The following is an 18,444-nucleotide window of genomic DNA, read 5'->3' on the forward strand; positions in this document are numbered from 1 at the left end:
ATACACTGTCAACACGGTGAGAATAACTTTGTTTACTAACGAACACTAATTGTACAAATTGAGCTCTTTTATGGATTTAAGCTTCGACAAACAACACCTTTGGCACCCATACACCTCAACTCTGAGGCCCCTCACCTGTTACCCTGTGTCGTCGGCATCCGGTGTTAGATTGCGATTAGAAGATGGCACCGAGCTTATTGACGGCATGTCTTCGTGGTGGTCTGCAATACACGGCTACACACACCCAAAGCTAAACGCAGCGGCTCACCAGCAAATTGACACTATGTCCCATGTCATGTTTGGAGGCATTACCCATGAGCCCGCCATTGAGTTGGGGAAAAAGCTACTCGATCTTGCACCCAAAAATCTTCAGCACATCTTTCTTGCTGATTCAGGTTCGGTGGCAGTGGAAGTGAGCCTCAAGATGGCACTGCAGTACTGGCATACCTTAGGAGAGCGTCGCCCCAAGTTTCTCACCTTACGAGACGGTTATCATGGTGATACCTTCGCTGCGATGTCGGTGACCGATCCTGACAACTCAATGCATTCACTCTACAAAGGCTTTCTACCTGAGCACATCTTTGTAAATTCCCCTCAATGTGGCTTCTTTGATGATTGGGATGAAGCTGATATAGCGCCAATGCTCGATGCCCTTGAGATTCATCATCGCGACATAGCTGCCATCATTTTAGAGCCCATAGTCCAAGGCGCAGGTGGAATGCGTCTTTATCATCCAAGCTACTTAAAGCGCGTGCGAGAGTTGTGTGACCACTACGGCATCTTGCTTATTGCCGATGAAATTGCCACTGGATTCGGGCGAACAGGAAAGATGTTTGCGGTAGAGCATGCTGGCATAGAACCGGACATTCTATGTGTAGGTAAGGCCTTGACCGGGGGCTATATGACCCTCTCAGCAACCCTTGCGACACCCAAGGTTGCTCACACTGTCTGCGGGGGAGAGGCTGGGTGCTTTATGCATGGGCCTACCTTTATGGGGAATCCACTCGCCTGTGCGGTAGGATCGGCCAGTTTAGAAATACTGCAATCAGGTCTTTGGGAGCAGCAAGTGGCTTCCATAGAACAACAGTTTTCGCAATCACTGCGTACGTTATCTCACTATGATCTTGTAAAGGAGACGCGTTACCTAGGTGCTATTGGTGTAATAGAGACACACAAGCCGGTAAATATGGAAAAGATACAAGCACACTTTGTTAAACAGGGAGTATGGATACGCCCTTTTGGGAGGCTGATTTATATTATGCCGCCCTACATTATCAAGCAGGATGAGTTGCAGAGGTTGATAGAGGCTATTGAAAGCGCGGTGCAAGATGAGGGGCTGTTTTTGTAGCTAACCTAAGGGTTGTCGTCCTGGAAGTTGCAGAGCAACTGTCCAGGATCTTAGTTGTTACCTAAGCTAGAATTGTGCGCCCTAAGGCCCTGACTTTCGCCGGGATGACATTTCTCTAATGCTCTTAATCGTCACCTAGAGCTCTATAGATCTTACCGACAATTGCCTCTGAAATCATGATGGCAAACACCACACCGAAGAAGGCAACGATGCCGTTGTATGGGCCACTGAATAACACTGAATCCCCGAACACAAAGTCTATGGCGGCAAGCATCACGAACTTTGAGCCCACCAAGATAATGTAGGTGGTGATACCACGATATACCTTAGGTGCAGTGCCCGGCTTAGACTTAAAGTAATTCGCTAACTTATGCTCTAAACCAATGGATAGCTTCAGTAGTAACTGCAGCAAAATAGCCGCACCTAGTGAGACAATAAATGAGGAAATACTGACGTACTGCCAGAACTCATCGAGTAAGTTAAGTACGGTCAAATCGACCAAAATCGCTAAGGTATAACCGACAAATAGTTTTTGGGGAGTGCTAAAATACTCCAAGCCTTGTTTTTTCTCTTCCATAAGAACCTCCTACAAAACAAAGATTTACAATCCATTAACACATATTCAAAGTAATTAATCCAATACTATTTGCTTAATAGAGAATTCCATTTTCATTAGGCATAAAAAAACCGGCTAACAAGTAGCCGGCTATTCATACAATCAGTAATTAACCAATGTGCGTTTGACCACCCATGTATGGCTGAAGTGCAGCAGGGATCTCAATGCGACCATCTGCTTGTTGGTAGTTCTCTAGGATCGCTACCATGGTACGACCGACTGCTAGGCCCGAGCCATTAAGTGTGTGTAGAAGCTCTGGCTTCTTCTCACCCTTACGACGGAAACGGGCTTGCATGCGACGTGCTTGGAAATCAGCAGTATTCGAGCAAGAAGAGATTTCACGGTACGTTTTTTGTGCTGGAACCCAGACTTCTAGGTCATAAGTCTTGCGAGCGCCGAAGCCCATATCGCCAGTACAAAGAACCACTTTACGATAAGGAAGCTCTAGTAACTGAAGCACCTTCTCAGCGTGCCCTGTTAGTTCTTCCAAAGCATTCATTGAATCTTCTGGACGCGTGATCTGAACAAGCTCAACCTTGTCGAACTGGTGCATACGGATCAAGCCACGAGTATCACGACCGTAAGAACCTGCTTCAGAACGGAAGCATGGAGTATGAGCGGTCATCTTGATTGGCAGGTCGGCTTCATCAACAATGGTATCACGAACCATGTTGGTCACTGGAACCTCAGCAGTTGGAATAAGGGAAAGCTTACGAGGCTCTTCGTCATTCACTTTTTCTGTTAGTGGCTCAGTGTGGAATAGGTCTTCACCAAATTTTGGTAACTGACCTGTGCCAAATAGGCTTTCTGAGTTCACGAGGTATGGCACATACATTTCTGTGTACCCGTGCTCATCGGTGTGCAAATTCAGCATGAACTGCGCAATAGCGCGATGAAGACGAGCAAATTGGCCCTTCATCACGATGAAGCGTGCACCCGTGATCTTAGTTGCGCTAGCAAAGTCTAGTCCACCAGCCATCTCACCAAGATCGACGTGATCTTTTACTTCAAAATCGTACTCTTTTGGCGTGCCCCAACGAGAAATTTCTACGTTCTCGTTTTCGTCTTTACCGTTTGGTACAGAATCATCTGGAAGGTTAGGTACAGACAGAGTGATATCTTCTAGCTGAGCTTGAACTTCTGCTAGTTCGACTTTCTTCGCATCTAGGTCAGAACCAAGAGTACCGATCTGTTTCTTGATCTCTTCAGCGCCCTCTTTATCGCCAGCTGCCATTTTTTGGCCAATTTGCTTGGAGATAGAGTTACGTGAGGATTGCAAGTTTTCAACATCAACCTGAATAGCTTTACGCTTTTCTTCTAGTTGGCGAATGGTATCAACGTCTAAGGTAAAGCCTCGACGCGCTAGTTTTGCTGCTGTTTCGTCCAGCTCTGTACGAAATAATTTAGAATCTAGCATTGCTAATCCTGCGTGTAGTTAACGATAACTCTCAAGGAGCTAAAAGGGTAAAATTTCAATCGAACAAAGATATCTAAAAAACACTACTTTTTGTAGCGCTTTCGTGTGCTTTTTTCGTCTAAAGAATGGAGATAGTTCAGCTTTTCAGCAATTTTTGTTTCTAGGCCACGATTTTCCGGGAAATAGTAGCGAGTCTCGCGCATTTCTGCAGGGAAGTAGCATTCTCCTGCCGCATAAGCGCCGAGTTCATCATGGGCATAACGATACTCCTCACCATAGCCTAATTCTTGCATCAACTTAGTCGGTGCATTACGAAGGTGGTGTGGCACTTCAAGCTCTGATGTATCATCGGCATCTTGTAGCGCTTGTTTCCAGGCTTTATAAACGGCGTTACTCTTTGGCGCGCACGCTAAATAGACTACTGCTTGCGCCAGAGCCCTTTCGCCTTCGGCAGGACCTATGCGTGTAAAACAATCCCACGCACTAATTGCCACTTGCATCGCACGCGGATCAGCGTTGCCAATATCCTCAGATGCGATGGCTAGTAGACGACGGGCAATATACAAAGGGTCGCAACCCGCCTTGATCATGCGAGCACTCCAATACAGGGCCCCATCAGGGTTTGAGCCTCGAATTGATTTATGCACTGCAGAAATCAGGTCATACCAAATATCGCCCTTGTTATCGAAGCGCGCCACCTTAGAGCCTGCCACCTGTGCAAGGAGTTCAAGGTCTATCTGCTTAACTCCGTTGTTCTCCGGAGCCATATCAAACAATAACTCTAGGTAATTTAGCGCCATCCGCGCATCACCGCTGACAAGCTCAGCTAAGCGCTGATCGCTCTCGCCGATAAACTCAGCCTTAAGCTTACCTAAGCCGCGCTCATCATCATTTAAGGCCTGCTGAATCACTTGCTCGATATCTTGCGTATCAAGAGAGGCAAGCTTATACACTCGCGCTCGCGATAGTAGTGCGTTATTTAGCTCAAAAGAGGGGTTCTCAGTGGTTGCCCCGATAAAGGTGACCGTGCCATCTTCAATATGTGGCAAAAAGGCGTCTTGCTGGCTCTTGTTGAAGCGATGCACCTCATCGACAAACAAGATAGTGCGATGTCCCGCCATCTTATTGTCACGAGCCTTCTCGATAGCGGCTCGAATGTCTTTCACCCCAGAAGTCACGGCAGACACGCGCTCTACCCTAGCATCGGCATAGCTTGCCGCTACCTCTGCTAATGTGGTTTTGCCTGTGCCGGGTGGGCCCCATAGGATCATGGAGTGCAGCTGTCCTGCCTGCAAGGCTCGATATAAGGGCTTACCCGGGCCTAAGACATGTTGTTGACCTATGTATTCCTCAAGGGTTCTTGGGCGCATACGCGCAGCAAGGGGACGAAAATCCTCCCCCGTTGAGAAATCAAATTGCATATTGCTCATGATATAGGTTTAGTTACGCTGGTCGTCAACTTCAACCCCATTTGGGATTTCGAATACAAAGCGCGACTTAGCTGGCGTTTGAGCACGGTAGTCATTAAAGGTAAACTTACTGCGCTGACCATCTTGCTCCACCACGTTAAAGCCTGAAATTGCTCCCGCTTTGTTAATGTCAATCTGGAACTGGCCCTGTGTTGAGGTTTCGTCCGTTGGCGTTAAGGTAAAGCGATCGCCATTTTGAATTACGTTGTATTTGTCCCAATCGCTGGCTTTATTGCGGGTTAGCAATACGAACGGCGTTTGCTCTGTAGCTTGCTCTTGCCAGTAAATACTCACTTGTTCTATAAACGGGCTGTAGTACCACAGTGTTTCGCCATCAGACACTAATACATTTTCGTCGGGTGTATTGGTGGTCCAGCGAAAGAGGCTCGGCCTTGCGATCTCAACGGAGCCCGTGCCTTCCATGACAACTTCATCCTCTGGGCTCACTACGGTTTGTGAAAACTGCGCTGTGAAGCCATCGGTTTTATCTAGGCGTTGTACAAGCTCTTGCTGAGGGTTGGCAGACACAGCGCCTGATACCAACACCAATAAACTTACTAATATTTTCTTCATACTACTCTCTGAATACTGGGCCAAGAGGCCCTATTACATATCTTTAATTGGTGGCGGTGCAAGTACCTCTCGGTTACCGTTATGCCCCGGAGCCGATACGATACCTTGCGCTTCAAGTTGCTCTACGATGCGAGCTGCTCGGTTGTAACCGATCTTAAACTTACGCTGCACGCCTGATACCGAGCCACGACGCGTCTCAGTAACATGCTCAACCACTTGGTCAAACAGTGGGTCCGTGTCCTCTTCCCCTTCCATTTTCTCACCCGGAAGCAAGGTTTCTGGCGACGGTTCACCCTTAGTGATTTCATCGATATACTGAGGTTTACCTCGCGCCTTCCAGTCATTCACTACCGCGTGCACGTCATCATCTGAAGCAAACGCGCCGTGTACACGAATGGTATGGCTAGAGCCAGGCGGTAGATACAACATGTCACCCATGCCCAGCAGCGACTCTGCACCACCCTGATCTAGGATGGTTCGTGAATCTGTCTTGGTCGATACCGTAAACGCAACACGGGTCGGAATGTTTGCCTTAATCAAGCCGGTAATCACATCTACTGACGGGCGCTGAGTGGCCAGAATAAGGTGAATACCCGCCGCACGTGCTTTTTGTGCGATACGAGCAATCAACTCTTCAACCTTCTTACCTACGACCATGATCAGGTCAGCAAACTCGTCAACCACCACCACGATGTACGGAAGCTTTTCAAGCAGTGGCGCTTCTTGATCCATGCTGTCGCCTGGTTGCCATAGTGGATCATGGATTGGATGTCCTGCATCCGCAGCCATTTTCAACTTCTCGTTAAAGCCTTTTAAGTTTCGTACGCCAAGAGCGGACATTAGCTTATAACGACGCTCCATCTCTCCCACACACCAGCGCAGGGCATTCGATGCATCCTTCATATCTGTAACCACTTCGGACAACAGATGAGGGATACCTTCGTAGATAGAAAGCTCAAGCATTTTTGGGTCAATCATGATGAAACGCACATCATCTGGTGTTGATTTATACAACATACTCAGAATCATAACGTTTACACCTACAGACTTACCCGAACCTGTAGTACCAGCCACTAACACATGCGGCATCTTAGACAAATCAGCGACAACAGCGTCACCGGCAATATCTTGACCAAGCACCACCGCGGTTGGCGATTTGTTCTCAATAAACTGAGGGCTACAAATCACATCAGATAAAAATACCGTCTGACGGGTCATGTTGGGAAGCTCTAACCCCACATACGGCTTACCAGGAATCACTTCAACGACACGCACCGCCAATGCAGATAGCGAGCGCGCCAAGTCCATAGACAAGCTTGAAATCCTAGAGACTTTGACCCCTGGTGCTAGGTCTAGTTCAAAACGAGTGATGACAGGACCAGGGAAAATACCTACGACTGCGGCCTTAATTTTGTAATCCGCCAGTTTCGACTCAACAAGACGCGCTATGTTTTGCAGTGCTTCTCTATCGATATGGTTTTCACGTTTTTCAGGATGATAAAGCAGTTCCAATGTCGGCATTGGACTGGTTGGCACTGGAAGGTCAGCATCTTTACGAATCAAGAATGGATTTTGAGAGGCCACTTGTCTGGCTTTCTCATCGGCTATTTGCTTGGCAAAGGCTTCGGCATCCGTTAACTCTTCAACGATGACTTCTTCATCATCTTGTTCTTGGTCAGAAGCGGCACTCTGCTCTTCCACCTCATCAAGTGATTCTATGGAGATGCTCGGCTGTGATTTTTCTGACTCTTCAACAATATCAAAGTCAGAAGAGTCTCCGACTAGCTCTGCGTCATGATTGTGTGAATGTTGCTGTTCATCTTCAAGTAGAGGATCACTGTCTAGCGTTGGAGGCTGGAAGCTCGGCTTCTCTTCTACTATCTCTTCTGTGGCAGAAAAATGCTCTTCCACCTCAGGAATCACCATTTCGGGTGTTGGATCTTGGTTAAGCTCAGAGGTCTGTGTAACCGTATCTATTGTCGGTTCTTCAGCATCCGCGTAGTCATTCGCAAGTTGGGCATCGCGCTCAAGCTGATCTATCGGCGCATTGAGGTTACTGGTTCTATCGAACGTGAAGGTTTCTTCTTCGCTGTCCTCAGGCATATAGATCTTGTATGGGGTTTCTTCCGCAAGCGCTTCAGTAGATGGCGCTAGCAACGGATCTTCTGTAATCGGACTCTCTGTATTCTCCAACGTAGGTTGCACAGCTTCTGGAGAAGTATCTGCATAAACCAACTTTTGATCGTCAAGTCGCGTAGGTTCAAGCACCTGCTCTTTATCACCACGGACAAAATTCAAGCATGAGGTCACGCACCATAGGGTGCCCTGACCGATTCGTTCAACAATCGATAGCCAAGAGATACCAGTAAACAAAGTGAAAGATGCACCCCAGAAAAACAGCAGCGCGAGGGTACTGCCTAAGCTGTTGAGCGTTGGGAGTGCCAGACTTGTGATCACATCACCTACTACACCACCGGATGAGAAGTACCAGATATCATCAAAGTTCAGATCTGCCAGGCCACAACTGGTTACAATTAACAGTGCGCCGCCAAGCAGTCGAGTGCCCCATAGCATCAAATCTACAGGTTCTGTGTCTGTGCGTTTACGAAATACAATCCAAGAAAGTAGAACGATAATGGCTGGAACAACGTAGGCCAGAACGCCGAAGGTGAATAACAATGTATCACCTATCCAGGCACCCATTAGGCCACCCGCATTCTTTACTTCCCCACCCCACGCCGTTTGCGACCATGAAGGATCTGCAGCGTTAAAGGTGATCAGTGATACTGCCATAAGGACAGCAAGCAGTACGCCAATGATAAGACACCCTTCTCTGAGGCGTTGAATGCCAGTGAGATTGGGTTTGGCTTTGTGAGGAGACTTGTGAACTACTGTTCGAATTTTGGGATTTCTTTTCAACATATCCATTGCATGCGGGTCTTAGTCGGATAAACGACACGAGCGACTAATGTCGCCCGTGATTATCTTCATTTAAACACATGCTGAGGTAAAAACCCAAATAGAACCTCAGGGAATCAGCAATTTAGCGAGTTTTGATCACTAGGTTATTGCTCTGCTTCACTTCTTCCATGACCACATACGTACGAGTGTCATTAACACCCGGCAGGCGTAGCAGGGTGTCGCCTAGCAATTTACGATAGGCCCCCATATCAGATACACGTGTTTTCAATAGGTAATCGAAGTCACCAGAAACAAGATGACACTCTTGAATATCGTCTAGTTTTTGTACTGCAGTATTAAACTGCTCAAATACATCTGGCGCACCGCGATTCAGGGTGATCTCTACAAAAACTAATAGAGAGGCATCCAAATATTGCGGGTTAAGTTGTGCGGTATATCCTAAAATATAACCTTGACGCTCAAGACGTCTTACCCTTTCCAAGCAAGGGGTTGGCGACAAACCAACACGCTTAGACAGTTCTACGTTAGAAATTCGGCCATCTTTTTGCAGTTCATTAAGAATATTTCTGTCTATACGGTCCAGTTCCTTGGACGGTTTACTCGCTTCTAACATGGTTTTGTTCCACCTTTTTACTTCCTTGCAACAATATACACTACAATATTAAAATATTCAGCATCAAATTTTGAATAAACAGCTCTATACTAGTTGATAACACCCCACATAAGCGATTTATGCAGTTACTATAACTAGAAAACAATAAGGAGTCAGGATGATAATTGGTATCCCTAAAGAGATTAAGAACCATGAGTACCGAGTTGGTATGGTCCCAGCCAGCGTGAGAGAAGTTATCTCTAACGGACACCAAGTTATTGTAGAAACGCAAGCCGGCAGCGGCATAGGTTTCAGCGACGATGACTATATCGCAGCAGGTGCATCCATTCTTCCAACCGCAACGGAAATCTTTGCTCAGGCAGAAATGATCGTGAAGGTAAAAGAACCTCAGGCCATTGAGCGAGCAATGCTTCGCGAAGGGCAAATATTGTTTACTTATTTACACTTAGCTCCTGATTTTCCACAAACTGAGGAACTAATCAATAGCAAAGCGGTATGCATTGCGTATGAAACCGTGACCGACCGCTTAAATCAGCTACCTCTTCTTGCACCAATGTCGGAGGTTGCAGGCAGAATGTCTATCCAAGCTGGTGCACAAGCCTTAGAGAAATCCAATGCTGGTAGAGGCCTTTTGCTAGGTGGAGTACCCGGTGTTGAGCCTGCAAAAGTGGTGATCATTGGCGGTGGTGTTGTTGGCTCAAACGCCGCTCGAATGGCTGTCGGCATGCGTGCTGATGTGACTATCCTTGACCGAAATATTGATACTCTTCGCGCTCTTGATGAAGAGTTCCAAGGACGTGCCAAGGTAGTTTATTCCACTGAAGAAGCACTAAGTCGCCATGTATTAGAAGCCGATCTGGTTGTGGGTGCGGTATTGATTCCAGGTGCTGCAGCGCCAAAACTTGTTACAAAAAAACACATTGAATCAATGAAACCTGGTGCCGCTATCGTGGATGTGGCCATTGACCAAGGTGGTTGCTTTGAAACCTCTCATGCGACAACTCATGCTGATCCAATCTACATTGTCGATGATGTGGTTCACTATTGTGTCGCAAACATGCCTGGCGCAGTAGCAAGAACCTCTACCTTTGCCCTCAATAACGCGACTCTGCCTTACATTATCAAGCTGGCAAATAAGGGTTACAGACAAGCGCTTACTGAAGACAAAGGCTTCTTGAACGGTCTTAACGTCATTCATGGTGTCGTGACATGTAAAGAAGTCGCCGACAACTTCAACCTAGAATACGTTGAGCCTAGCAAGGCCATAGCGCTATTTTCTTAATAACGCTAGACACGCATTGCCGAGGTTTGTTGTCGGTAATCTCTTGGTGGTGAAGATCCCCGATAAGAGCGCTCGGGGATGACAAGACTCGAAACACTCGGGGGTGACAACACCCGAAGCACTTTGGAGTGACAAGACCCGAAAAACTCTAGAGTGACAAGGCCAAAAGCGCTCGGGGAGCTCGACTTTTGAGCAGGAGAGAGAAGCTGTCAGCTACAACACCGCGTGTATGAGAATATTACGCGGTGTTATTTTTTTCTCGCAAAATTCCGTTAGATGAACCTTATAACCGTGCTCTTGCAGATAAAGAGACTTATCTAAGATAAGCCACATCTCTAAAGGTCTATGAAAAGCCATTTGCACTAAGCTGAGTTTTTCCATTCGCGCAAAGCGCTCCTCTCCTAATCTTTGATAACGCTTAAAATCACAATCAGGTAACTCAAAGCCCTTTCGCTGCGCCGCCCACTTACAAAACTCAATGAACCCAAGCTGAAGCTGCGATTTCTTGACGCTTGGAATGGGTTGATATTCGCTCAAACCTAGTTCTTCTCTTAAAAGCTCATCCAACCCGAGTCGATAACTCATTTCTTGGTATCTATGGCGCTCCACTCTCTCGCCGCCGGTGACCGTTTCCTGCAATGGAATACGTAACTCTGACTTAGATAGCGTCAAGGCTGACTGCTTGCCCAGACTCGAAAGAGGCTGATACTGATCGTCTTGTATTAAGTGATAACAACAAGGCGCTATTGATAGTGCGGCTAACTGGTGATCCATCGCGTGCTTCATCAAAGAAACATGCAAATCTCCGCAGGCATGCAAAGCGACGGCGTGTTGCTTGTTATTAAATACATGTTGATGGTCACAGTGAAACGCATCACCCTGAATAAAGGTGACAGGAAGATTTTGCTTGAGAGCCTCGGCCTGACCATATTCGCAAAGTGGCTGTTGCCACTCAAAACTGGTCACCGACTGCCCCGAATGATGAGCGAGTATTCGCCCCAAGAATCCCTTACCGGCACACCACTCCAACCATTCGACACCTGAATGGGCCGAGAGCGCCTGAGACCCCATAGCCGTGATTTGTTCTAGCTTTCTTCCGGGTATTCCAGTAGCAAGATGAGAATCAAGCTCTAGAGGCATGGTCGATGAGTGCTCAAGCGCCACCAAGGGCTCTATATCCTTAAGTTCAGGTATAAATGTTTGTAGCTGCTGATACACACTCGATACGTCGTGCTTTAGGGTATGAGCATCGGACGCAGATAAGCCATCAAGCCAGGTTGCCAATGGCGTATTCGCAAATCGGTGTTGTCGAGAGCGACTCTCGTGAAAAGGCTCAAAACGCCAAAAATGTTGGCATTTAAGCAATAGATGATCGAGCGGTGTAAAATGTGTGAGCATGCTTCCCCCTAAGGTGGTTATTTTAGAGGGAAGCGAATCAATTAGGAATATTTAACGAACCGGAAGCTCAATATCCTTGAACATTTCCGTTATTTCATGATTATTTTTCAACGAAATCGCCTGCTCTACCACTGGACGGGTTAAGTGCGGCGCAAAACGCTCCACAAAATCGAACATGTAGCTGCGCAAGAAAGTGCCTCGTCTAAAGCCAATACTAGTGGTGCTTGCGCCAAAGATATGACTGGCATCAATCGCCACTAGGTCTTTATCTTGCTCTTCATCGATGGCCATACTCGCGATAACGCCAACACCGATCCCCATTCGTACATAGGTTTTGATGACATCAGCATCGGTGGCGGTGAATACGATTCGTGGTGTTAACCCGGCTTTGTTGAAGGCAGCGTCTAACTCCGAGCGCCCTGTAAAGCCAAAGACGTAAGTCACTAGCTGATAAGAGGCAAGGTCTTCAATGGTCACGTTGGCCTTATTAGCCAGCGGATGGTCACGCGTCACCACTATTGAGCGGTTCCAGTGATAGCACGGTAACATAATGGCATCATGGTAAAGGTGCAGAGCTTCCGTCGCGATAGCGAAATTGGCAGTACCCTTGGCAATGGCCTGAGACATCTGTGAAGGTGTCCCTTGGTGCATATGCAGGGACACCTTAGGATATCTCGCAGTAAAGCCTTTGATAACATCAGGAAGTGCGTAGCGGGCCTGAGTATGGGTGGTAGTGATGTTCAAGGTGCCCATTTCTGGATGGGTATGCTCAGAAGCGACCGACTTTATCGATTCCACACGAGATAAGATCTCTCGAGAGATTTTGACAATTTCTTCACCCGCAGGGGTCACCTGAGTGAGGTGCTTACCGCTTCGTTCAAACACTTGTATACCCAATTCATCTTCAAGCAGTCTCACCTGCTTACTGATACCGGGCTGAGAGGTATAAAGACTCTCCGCGGTGGCAGATACATTGAGATTGTGATTAACCACTTCCACTATGTATCTTAATTGCTGTAGCTTCATGCTATGCCTCGTATTCCTTTACATATAATGAATAGTTATAACGTTTTTAGATTAGTATGAAAAGTAGTTTCATTGATATTCATGATATAAGGTCACTATAGACACAGCTAAACAAATTTCTTAGGCTACGGCATCGCTGTAATGACAATGGATCTCTCATGTATCGACACCTTCTCGAACCCATTCATCAATTTCTCAACTGCACTACCCCAACACAATGGATAGAGGAAGCAAAAAAGCCTGAGCGACTGCCTGTGGTGCTTATCGACCACCTATTGTGTGAATTGAAAGCCGGCCAGTCCGCCATGTTCCTGATCCGCAAATACGCAGCAAACAATGAAAGCAAACAGCAGCTACTGGAGTGGTTCAAACCCTATGAAGAATTTGCCTACAAGGGTATTGGTGATCTGAATACCTTGAAAGGTAAAAGTAATATCTCGAAAGGCATTATTGCTCAATCTGATTCACCGTATAGCCAAGACCTTATCGATAAAATGGTGCTGCTGATCAAAGAAGAGCTGCATCACTTCTATCAAGTTCTAGAAATCATGGATAGCCGCGGAATTGAATACAATCACGTACCCGCCAGTCGTTATGCGAAAGGTTTGCTTAAACATGTGAAAACCTATGAGCCACAGACACTAATAGATAAGTTGATTATTGGTGCCTTCATTGAGGCAAGATCGTGCGAGCGCTTTGCCGCTCTAGCGCCACATATGGACGAAGATATACAGAATTTCTATATCTCTCTATTGCGCTCAGAAGCAAGGCACTATCAAGATTATCTAACTTTAGCTCAACAGATTGCCAGTGAAGACATTGGTGAACGAGTGGAATACTTTGCGAAGGTTGAGGCTGAACTAATTACTACACCGGATGTTGAATTTAAGTTTCATAGTGGTGTTCCGGTATAGGAACAAATAGGCAGTCATACTAATTAAATCGTCGTCCCCGAGGCTGGCGTACCAGTCGGGTACCTTTTATAGAGACAGATGCCCGACCGGAGTGCCGGCCCAGAAAAGCACTCGGGCATGACGAGGAATTGCTAACTTTGCCTGTCTTACGCTCGTCATCCTAGAAAGTTCAGAGAACTTATCTAGGATCTTGGAGTGCACTTTGCTGGCTGAAGCACTTTCTAAGGTCCTGAATCAAGTTCAGGATGACGTTTGTTATTGCCTAACTTGGATTAAATTACGCTAGAGTCGCGTTGATCTCGGCTAGTACTTTCGCAGGATCTGCAGCTTGGGTAATTGGTCGGCCGATCACAAGGTAGTCAGAACCTGCTTGAATCGCGTCAACTGGGGTCATGATACGCTTTTGGTCGCCAACGGCAGCACCTGCTGGGCGAATGCCTGGGGTCACCAATTTAAACTCTTTACCTAGCTCAGATTTCAAGAAGCTCGCTTCTTGAGCTGAACATACCACTCCGTCTAAACCACTGTTCTTGGTTAGGTGCGCAAGGCGCAATACCTGAGCTTTTGGCTCAACATCTAAGCCAATACCCGCCAAGTCTGACTGTTCCATGCTGGTGAGTACAGTAACACCAATCAGCAGTGGACGATCTTTACCGTAAGGTTCCAAGATTTCACGTGATGCGGTCATCATACGCTCACCGCCACCTGCGTGAACATTCACCATCCAAACGCCCATTTCAGCTGCAGCGCGAACCGCTTTAGAACAAGTATTTGGGATATCGTGAAATTTCAAATCCAAGAATACAGAAAAGCCTTTTTGATGGAGTTGTTTAACAAACTCAGGGCCAAATAGAGTGAACATCTCTTTGCCTACTTTTAAGCGGCATGAGGCTGGGTCAATTCGGTCTACAAAGTTTAAAGCGTCATTCTTGTTGTCATAGTCTAAGGCAACGATCACTTTTTGATCCATCGAAAGGTCTCCTAGTATGGGCATGGGGGATAAAGCGCGCCTATTCTAACCTTGTCAGTCGAAGATTGTTAGAGTGAAACGCGATTTTATTCGCCGTCTAAGCCTCGGATAGGCTTGATGCTGCCCCAGTTGCGGCAAGATGGGCAATGCCAATGAAGGGCATGAGTTGAATAGCCACATTTGCGGCATCTGTGATGAGGCTTCACCTTCAATTGCTCACCAACCATGGTTTGAAGAGTGCTCAAGCTGTCTTTTGCACGACCCTCTTCTGCCTCTGCAATATGGTAATCAATTAAACGGTAGAACCCCTTCATAGTAGGGTTCTTGATCAGCTGTCGGGTCAATAGCGATTGAGCGGCTGCTGTGCCATCATGCTGAGCGACCACTTGTGCCAACATGAGTTCGACAGACACACCCGCTTTCTTGTCGATACATTTACGAAGAAACTCTAACAGTTCAGGCTCTTGACCCAGGTGGTAATAACAATCAGCTAGGTTTGGTAGCACCTCACTAATAAAGTCGACATCCTGAACTAATACCGACTCTAGATACTTAATGGTCTTAGTGTACTCTTCCGTTTCCATGTAGATACGTCCAAGTGATATGTTGGCACGCACACATTTAGGGTCTTCAGCTAACGCTTTCTTATAGTACTGAATGGATTTGGCTCGCTTGCCAAAGGCCTTTTCATTCAACGCCAGTTCACACCAGTAATGAGAGATACTGGTGCGCATTTTTCTGCGTCCCATTTTCACCAACATACTGGCGTAGTGGATAGCCTTGCCCCACTCCTTGGTTTGTTGATAAATCGCCACCAATTGCTGCAGCGCCTGTTCTCTATGATCAGGCTCTTCCACCAATTGCTCATAGATTTTTTCTGCGCGATCTAGAAAACCCGAGACCATGTAGTCTTTGGCCAACTGCTGCAAAGCAATGTTCTTTTGTTCAATGGTCAGTTCGGTGCGCGAGATGAGGTTTTGGTGAATGCGAATCGCTCGGTCAACCTCGCCACGTGAGCGAAACAAGTTCCCCAAAGCAAGGTGAGTATCTATGGTTTCGTCATCGACCTGAAGAAGTTCGATGAAATGATCCACTGCTTTATCTGATTGCTCAGATAACAGCAGGTTTAGACCATGAACGTACTGTCTGGAAATTTGGTTAGACTGTCTCTGATTATCTTGACGTGCACTACGCTGGCCCATGTACCATCCATAGGCTGCTGCAATTGGTAAGAGTAGAAACAGTAACTCAAGCATCCAATAAACTTACTTCTCTGTTTTGATTGAAGCGGGTACGGACGGGGTAGTCGGTGCAGAAGTCGCCACTTGAGGTGTTAGCTTCTTCAGTTTTCTATTTAGCTTGCGTACTTGCAGTTGAGATTTGAGGTGCATACTGCCAAAAACCAGTCCTGAGATAACGAAGCCAGTTACGAATACGATACCAATCAGCGTAGAAAGATGAAATTCACCTTCCGCGAGCAAGTAGTTAAATGTCACTACTTCTTGGTTTTGTGCGCCTAGAGCCAGCGCAATAAGAAACAGTACCAACACTAACGCTACCTTTAGAATTTTCACTAAGACTACCCTTTTAAAATCAGTGCAATAACAGTGATTATGCAGTAATTCGACACTCTACACCATGCTAAATCGTAAATTATCATCGACTTGAGTATTCACTAATCAAATTGTGAATCCGTATCAACTTGAGTAGCACAACGAAAAAACGGCACTCCATTATGAAGTGCCGTTTTCATTACTCTTTATCACTATAGACTGTCGTTAACGCGCTCACGCAACTCCTTGCCTGGCTTAAAGTGCGGAACAAATTTTCCTTCCAGCTCTACCTGATCGCCAGTTTTAGGATTACGCCCCATACGCGGCTCGCGATAGTGAAGAGAAAAACTACCGAAACCACGAATCTCAATTCGCTCACCCGTTTCTAGAGTGTCGGCCATATGCTCAATAATTTCTTTTACTGCGTCTTCAATTTCTTTGGCAGATAAGTGTGTCTGCTCAGCACACAGTCTCTCAATTAATTCAGACTTTGTCATAGTTTCCCTCATTCACAAATCAAAAAAAGGGAGCCGTATGGCCCCCTCTTAGCGATCATCTTTTAGTTAAAAAAGTGATTATTCGCCTTTAGCAGCCTTGAATGCATCTGCCATAGCGTTACCGAACCCGCCGTCTTCAGCTTTGTTCAGTGAAGCCATTGCTTCTTGCTCTTCAGCTTGATCTTTAGCTTTGATAGATAGGTTGATTACGCGGTTCTTACGGTCTACACCGGTGAACTTAGCTTCAACGCTATCGCCAACACTTAGGATCAGAGACGCATCTTCAATACGGTCACGAGATACTTCAGAAGCACGGATGTAACCTTCAACGCCGTCTACAAGTTCAATTGTAGCACCTTTTGCGTCTACTGCAGTTACAGTACCGTTAACTAGAGCACCTTTTTTGTTATCAGCAACATAGTTGTTGAACGGGTCGTTTTCCATTTGCTTAACGCCAAGAGAAATACGCTCACGCTCTGCATCTACTGCAAGAACAACAGCTGAGATTTCGTCGCCTTTCTTGTAGTCACGTACTGCTTCTTCACCAGCAACGTTCCAAGAAATGTCAGACAGGTGAACTAGACCGTCAATGCCGCCTTCTAGACCGATGAAGATACCGAAGTCAGTGATAGACTTGATCTTACCAGTTACTTGATCGCCTTTCGCTTGAATTTCAGCGAATGACTGCCAAGGGTTAGCTTTACATTGTTTTAGGCCTAGAGAGATACGACGACGTTCTTCGTCAATCTCAAGAACCATAACCTCAACTTCGTCGCCTACGTTCACAACTTTAGAAGGGTGGATGTTCTTGTTAGTCCAATCCATTTCAGAAACGTGTACTAGACCTTCAACGCCTTCTTCGATTTCTACGAAGCAGCCGTAATCAGTAAGGTTAGTAACGCGACCAGTTAGCTTATGAGTCTCAGGGTAACGCTTAGCGATTGCTACCCATGGATCTTCGCCAAGTTGCTTAAGACCTAGAGAAACACGAGTGCGCTCACGGTCAAACTTAAGAACTTTAACTAGGATCTCGTCACCAACGTTCACGATCTCAGATGGGTGCTTAACGCGCTTCCAAGCCATGTCAGTGATGTGAAGTAGACCATCTACGCCACCAAGGTCAACGAATGCACCGTAGTCAGTAAGGTTCTTAACGATACCTTTAACTTCAGTACCTTCTTGTAGAGTCTCAAGAAGTTCGTCACGCTCAACACTGTTTTCAGATTCGATAACAGCACGACGAGAAACAACAACGTTGTTGCGCTTCTGGTCAAGCTTGATAACTTTGAACTCTAGCTCTTTGTTTTCTAGGTGAGCAGTGTCACGGATAGGACGTACGTCTACTAGAGAACCAGGTAGGAAAGCACGGATACCGTTTAGTTCAACAGTGAAACCGCCTTTAACTTTACCGTTGATGATACCAACAACAGTTTCAGCTTCTTCGTAAGCTTTCTCAAGTACGATCCAAGCTTCGTGACGCTTAGCTTTCTCACGAGAAAGTTGAGTCTCACCGAAACCATCTTCAACAGCGTCAAGCGCTACGTCTACTTCAGAACCCACTTCAACTTCAAGTTCGCCAGCAGCGTTCTTGAATTGTTCTGCAGGGATAGCAGACTCAGACTTAAGACCAGCGTCAACAAGAACGAAACCGTTCTCGATAGCTACTACAGTACCTTTAACGATGCTGCCTTGTTGGAATTCAGTTTCGTTTAGAAACTCTTCAAAGAGTTGAGCAAAAGATTCAGTCATTATTTGATCTTCAATATTTAAACGTCCACGGGCATCCTACCGCGTGGGGTTGATAAATTCGCCAGTCATCATCCTTGCGACCAACGTTCCATAATGC

General features: G+C 46.4%; 16 protein-coding genes. 3 read left to right on the forward strand and 13 right to left on the reverse strand.

All coding sequences use genetic code 11. From position 1 onward, the window contains the following. Positions 1–70: 70 nt before the first annotated feature. Positions 71–1,348: an adenosylmethionine--8-amino-7-oxononanoate transaminase gene (gene bioA / locus D5I41_RS16990; RefSeq protein ID WP_119010824.1), complete on the forward strand. Its 1,278-nt coding sequence runs from the start codon at positions 71–73 to the stop codon at positions 1,346–1,348. Between the two features lie 124 nt (positions 1,349–1,472). On the opposite strand, the gene D5I41_RS16995 is transcribed toward bioA, so the two are convergent. From D5I41_RS16995 to lrp, 6 genes are all read right to left on the reverse strand, one after another. After that, on the reverse strand, positions 1,473–1,925 hold the full coding sequence (locus tag D5I41_RS16995; RefSeq protein ID WP_119010825.1) for a hypothetical protein: 453 nt from the start codon (positions 1,923–1,925) through the stop codon (positions 1,473–1,475). Positions 1,926–2,073: 148 nt separating this feature from the next. Beyond that, positions 2,074–3,381, reverse strand: a complete 1,308-nt coding sequence (gene serS, locus D5I41_RS17000) for a serine--tRNA ligase (protein WP_065598835.1) — start codon at positions 3,379–3,381, stop codon at positions 2,074–2,076. A gap of 83 nt (positions 3,382–3,464) precedes the next feature. Beyond that, entirely contained in the window at positions 3,465–4,811 is a 1,347-nt protein-coding gene (locus D5I41_RS17005; RefSeq protein WP_119010827.1) for a replication-associated recombination protein A, read from the reverse strand. Between the two features lie 9 nt (positions 4,812–4,820). Then, complete coding sequence (gene lolA, locus D5I41_RS17010) at positions 4,821–5,423, reverse strand: outer membrane lipoprotein periplasmic chaperone LolA (protein ID WP_119010829.1); 603 nt, start codon at positions 5,421–5,423, stop codon at positions 4,821–4,823. A gap of 33 nt (positions 5,424–5,456) precedes the next feature. Then, positions 5,457–8,351 carry a DNA translocase FtsK gene (locus D5I41_RS17015; RefSeq protein ID WP_119010830.1) on the reverse strand — a complete coding sequence of 965 codons (2,895 nt, stop codon included), beginning with the start codon at positions 8,349–8,351 and terminating at the stop codon, positions 5,457–5,459. A 115-nt stretch (positions 8,352–8,466) separates the two neighbouring features. After that, positions 8,467–8,958, reverse strand: coding sequence for a leucine-responsive transcriptional regulator Lrp (lrp, locus tag D5I41_RS17020; protein WP_017027685.1), 492 nt, complete (start codon positions 8,956–8,958; stop codon positions 8,467–8,469). A 157-nt stretch (positions 8,959–9,115) separates the two neighbouring features. On the opposite strand from lrp, the gene ald reads away from it, so the two are divergent. Further along, positions 9,116–10,240: an alanine dehydrogenase gene (gene ald / locus D5I41_RS17025; protein WP_102321521.1), complete on the forward strand. Its 1,125-nt coding sequence runs from the start codon at positions 9,116–9,118 to the stop codon at positions 10,238–10,240. 213 nt (positions 10,241–10,453) lie between these two features. On the opposite strand, the gene D5I41_RS17030 is transcribed toward ald, so the two are convergent. Both D5I41_RS17030 and cysB read right to left on the reverse strand, forming a co-directional pair. Further along, positions 10,454–11,638: a methyltransferase gene (locus D5I41_RS17030; protein ID WP_119010831.1), complete on the reverse strand. Its 1,185-nt coding sequence runs from the start codon at positions 11,636–11,638 to the stop codon at positions 10,454–10,456. 51 nt (positions 11,639–11,689) lie between these two features. After that, positions 11,690–12,664, reverse strand: coding sequence for an HTH-type transcriptional regulator CysB (gene cysB, locus D5I41_RS17035; protein WP_119010832.1), 975 nt, complete (start codon positions 12,662–12,664; stop codon positions 11,690–11,692). Positions 12,665–12,822: 158 nt separating this feature from the next. Here cysB and miaE point away from each other — a divergent pair, with 158 nt between their 5' ends. Then, a complete protein-coding gene (gene miaE / locus D5I41_RS17040) occupies positions 12,823–13,578 on the forward strand; it encodes a tRNA isopentenyl-2-thiomethyl-A-37 hydroxylase MiaE (RefSeq protein ID WP_119010833.1) in 756 nt (251 codons plus the stop codon). A 277-nt stretch (positions 13,579–13,855) separates the two neighbouring features. On the opposite strand, the gene pyrF is transcribed toward miaE, so the two are convergent. The 5 genes from pyrF to rpsA form a co-directional block, all read right to left on the reverse strand. Then, entirely contained in the window at positions 13,856–14,548 is a 693-nt protein-coding gene (pyrF, locus tag D5I41_RS17045) for an orotidine-5'-phosphate decarboxylase (protein ID WP_119010834.1), read from the reverse strand. Positions 14,549–14,634: 86 nt separating this feature from the next. After that, a complete protein-coding gene (gene lapB, locus D5I41_RS17050) occupies positions 14,635–15,804 on the reverse strand; it encodes a lipopolysaccharide assembly protein LapB (protein WP_119010835.1) in 1,170 nt (389 codons plus the stop codon). A 9-nt stretch (positions 15,805–15,813) separates the two neighbouring features. Then, a complete protein-coding gene (locus D5I41_RS17055; RefSeq protein WP_119010836.1) occupies positions 15,814–16,122 on the reverse strand; it encodes a LapA family protein in 309 nt (102 codons plus the stop codon). A 191-nt stretch (positions 16,123–16,313) separates the two neighbouring features. Then, complete coding sequence (ihfB, locus tag D5I41_RS17060; RefSeq protein WP_119010837.1) at positions 16,314–16,598, reverse strand: integration host factor subunit beta; 285 nt, start codon at positions 16,596–16,598, stop codon at positions 16,314–16,316. Between the two features lie 78 nt (positions 16,599–16,676). Next, positions 16,677–18,347, reverse strand: coding sequence for a 30S ribosomal protein S1 (gene rpsA / locus D5I41_RS17065; protein WP_017027840.1), 1,671 nt, complete (start codon positions 18,345–18,347; stop codon positions 16,677–16,679). Positions 18,348–18,444: the final 97 nt, after the last annotated feature.

The organism is Vibrio superstes, assembly GCF_003569005.1.
Classification (GTDB): Bacteria; Pseudomonadota; Gammaproteobacteria; order Enterobacterales; family Vibrionaceae; genus Vibrio; species Vibrio superstes.

What these genes read in the sequence shown, in the direction of transcription:
- bioA (WP_119010824.1), top strand. Translation starts at nt 71, where the DNA reads ATGGATTTAAGCTTCGACAAACAACACCTTTGGCACCCATACACCTCA.
- D5I41_RS16995 (WP_119010825.1), bottom strand. Translation starts at nt 1,925, where the DNA reads ATGGAAGAGAAAAAACAAGGCTTGGAGTATTTTAGCACTCCCCAAAAA.
- serS (WP_065598835.1), bottom strand. Translation starts at nt 3,381, where the DNA reads ATGCTAGATTCTAAATTATTTCGTACAGAGCTGGACGAAACAGCAGCA.
- D5I41_RS17005 (WP_119010827.1), bottom strand. Translation starts at nt 4,811, where the DNA reads ATGAGCAATATGCAATTTGATTTCTCAACGGGGGAGGATTTTCGTCCC.
- lolA (WP_119010829.1), bottom strand. Translation starts at nt 5,423, where the DNA reads ATGAAGAAAATATTAGTAAGTTTATTGGTGTTGGTATCAGGCGCTGTG.
- D5I41_RS17015 (WP_119010830.1), bottom strand. Translation starts at nt 8,351, where the DNA reads ATGGATATGTTGAAAAGAAATCCCAAAATTCGAACAGTAGTTCACAAG.
- lrp (WP_017027685.1), bottom strand. Translation starts at nt 8,958, where the DNA reads ATGTTAGAAGCGAGTAAACCGTCCAAGGAACTGGACCGTATAGACAGA.
- ald (WP_102321521.1), top strand. Translation starts at nt 9,116, where the DNA reads ATGATAATTGGTATCCCTAAAGAGATTAAGAACCATGAGTACCGAGTT.
- D5I41_RS17030 (WP_119010831.1), bottom strand. Translation starts at nt 11,638, where the DNA reads ATGCTCACACATTTTACACCGCTCGATCATCTATTGCTTAAATGCCAA.
- cysB (WP_119010832.1), bottom strand. Translation starts at nt 12,664, where the DNA reads ATGAAGCTACAGCAATTAAGATACATAGTGGAAGTGGTTAATCACAAT.
- miaE (WP_119010833.1), top strand. Translation starts at nt 12,823, where the DNA reads ATGTATCGACACCTTCTCGAACCCATTCATCAATTTCTCAACTGCACT.
- pyrF (WP_119010834.1), bottom strand. Translation starts at nt 14,548, where the DNA reads ATGGATCAAAAAGTGATCGTTGCCTTAGACTATGACAACAAGAATGAC.
- lapB (WP_119010835.1), bottom strand. Translation starts at nt 15,804, where the DNA reads ATGCTTGAGTTACTGTTTCTACTCTTACCAATTGCAGCAGCCTATGGA.
- ihfB (WP_119010837.1), bottom strand. Translation starts at nt 16,598, where the DNA reads ATGACAAAGTCTGAATTAATTGAGAGACTGTGTGCTGAGCAGACACAC.
- rpsA (WP_017027840.1), bottom strand. Translation starts at nt 18,347, where the DNA reads ATGACTGAATCTTTTGCTCAACTCTTTGAAGAGTTTCTAAACGAAACT.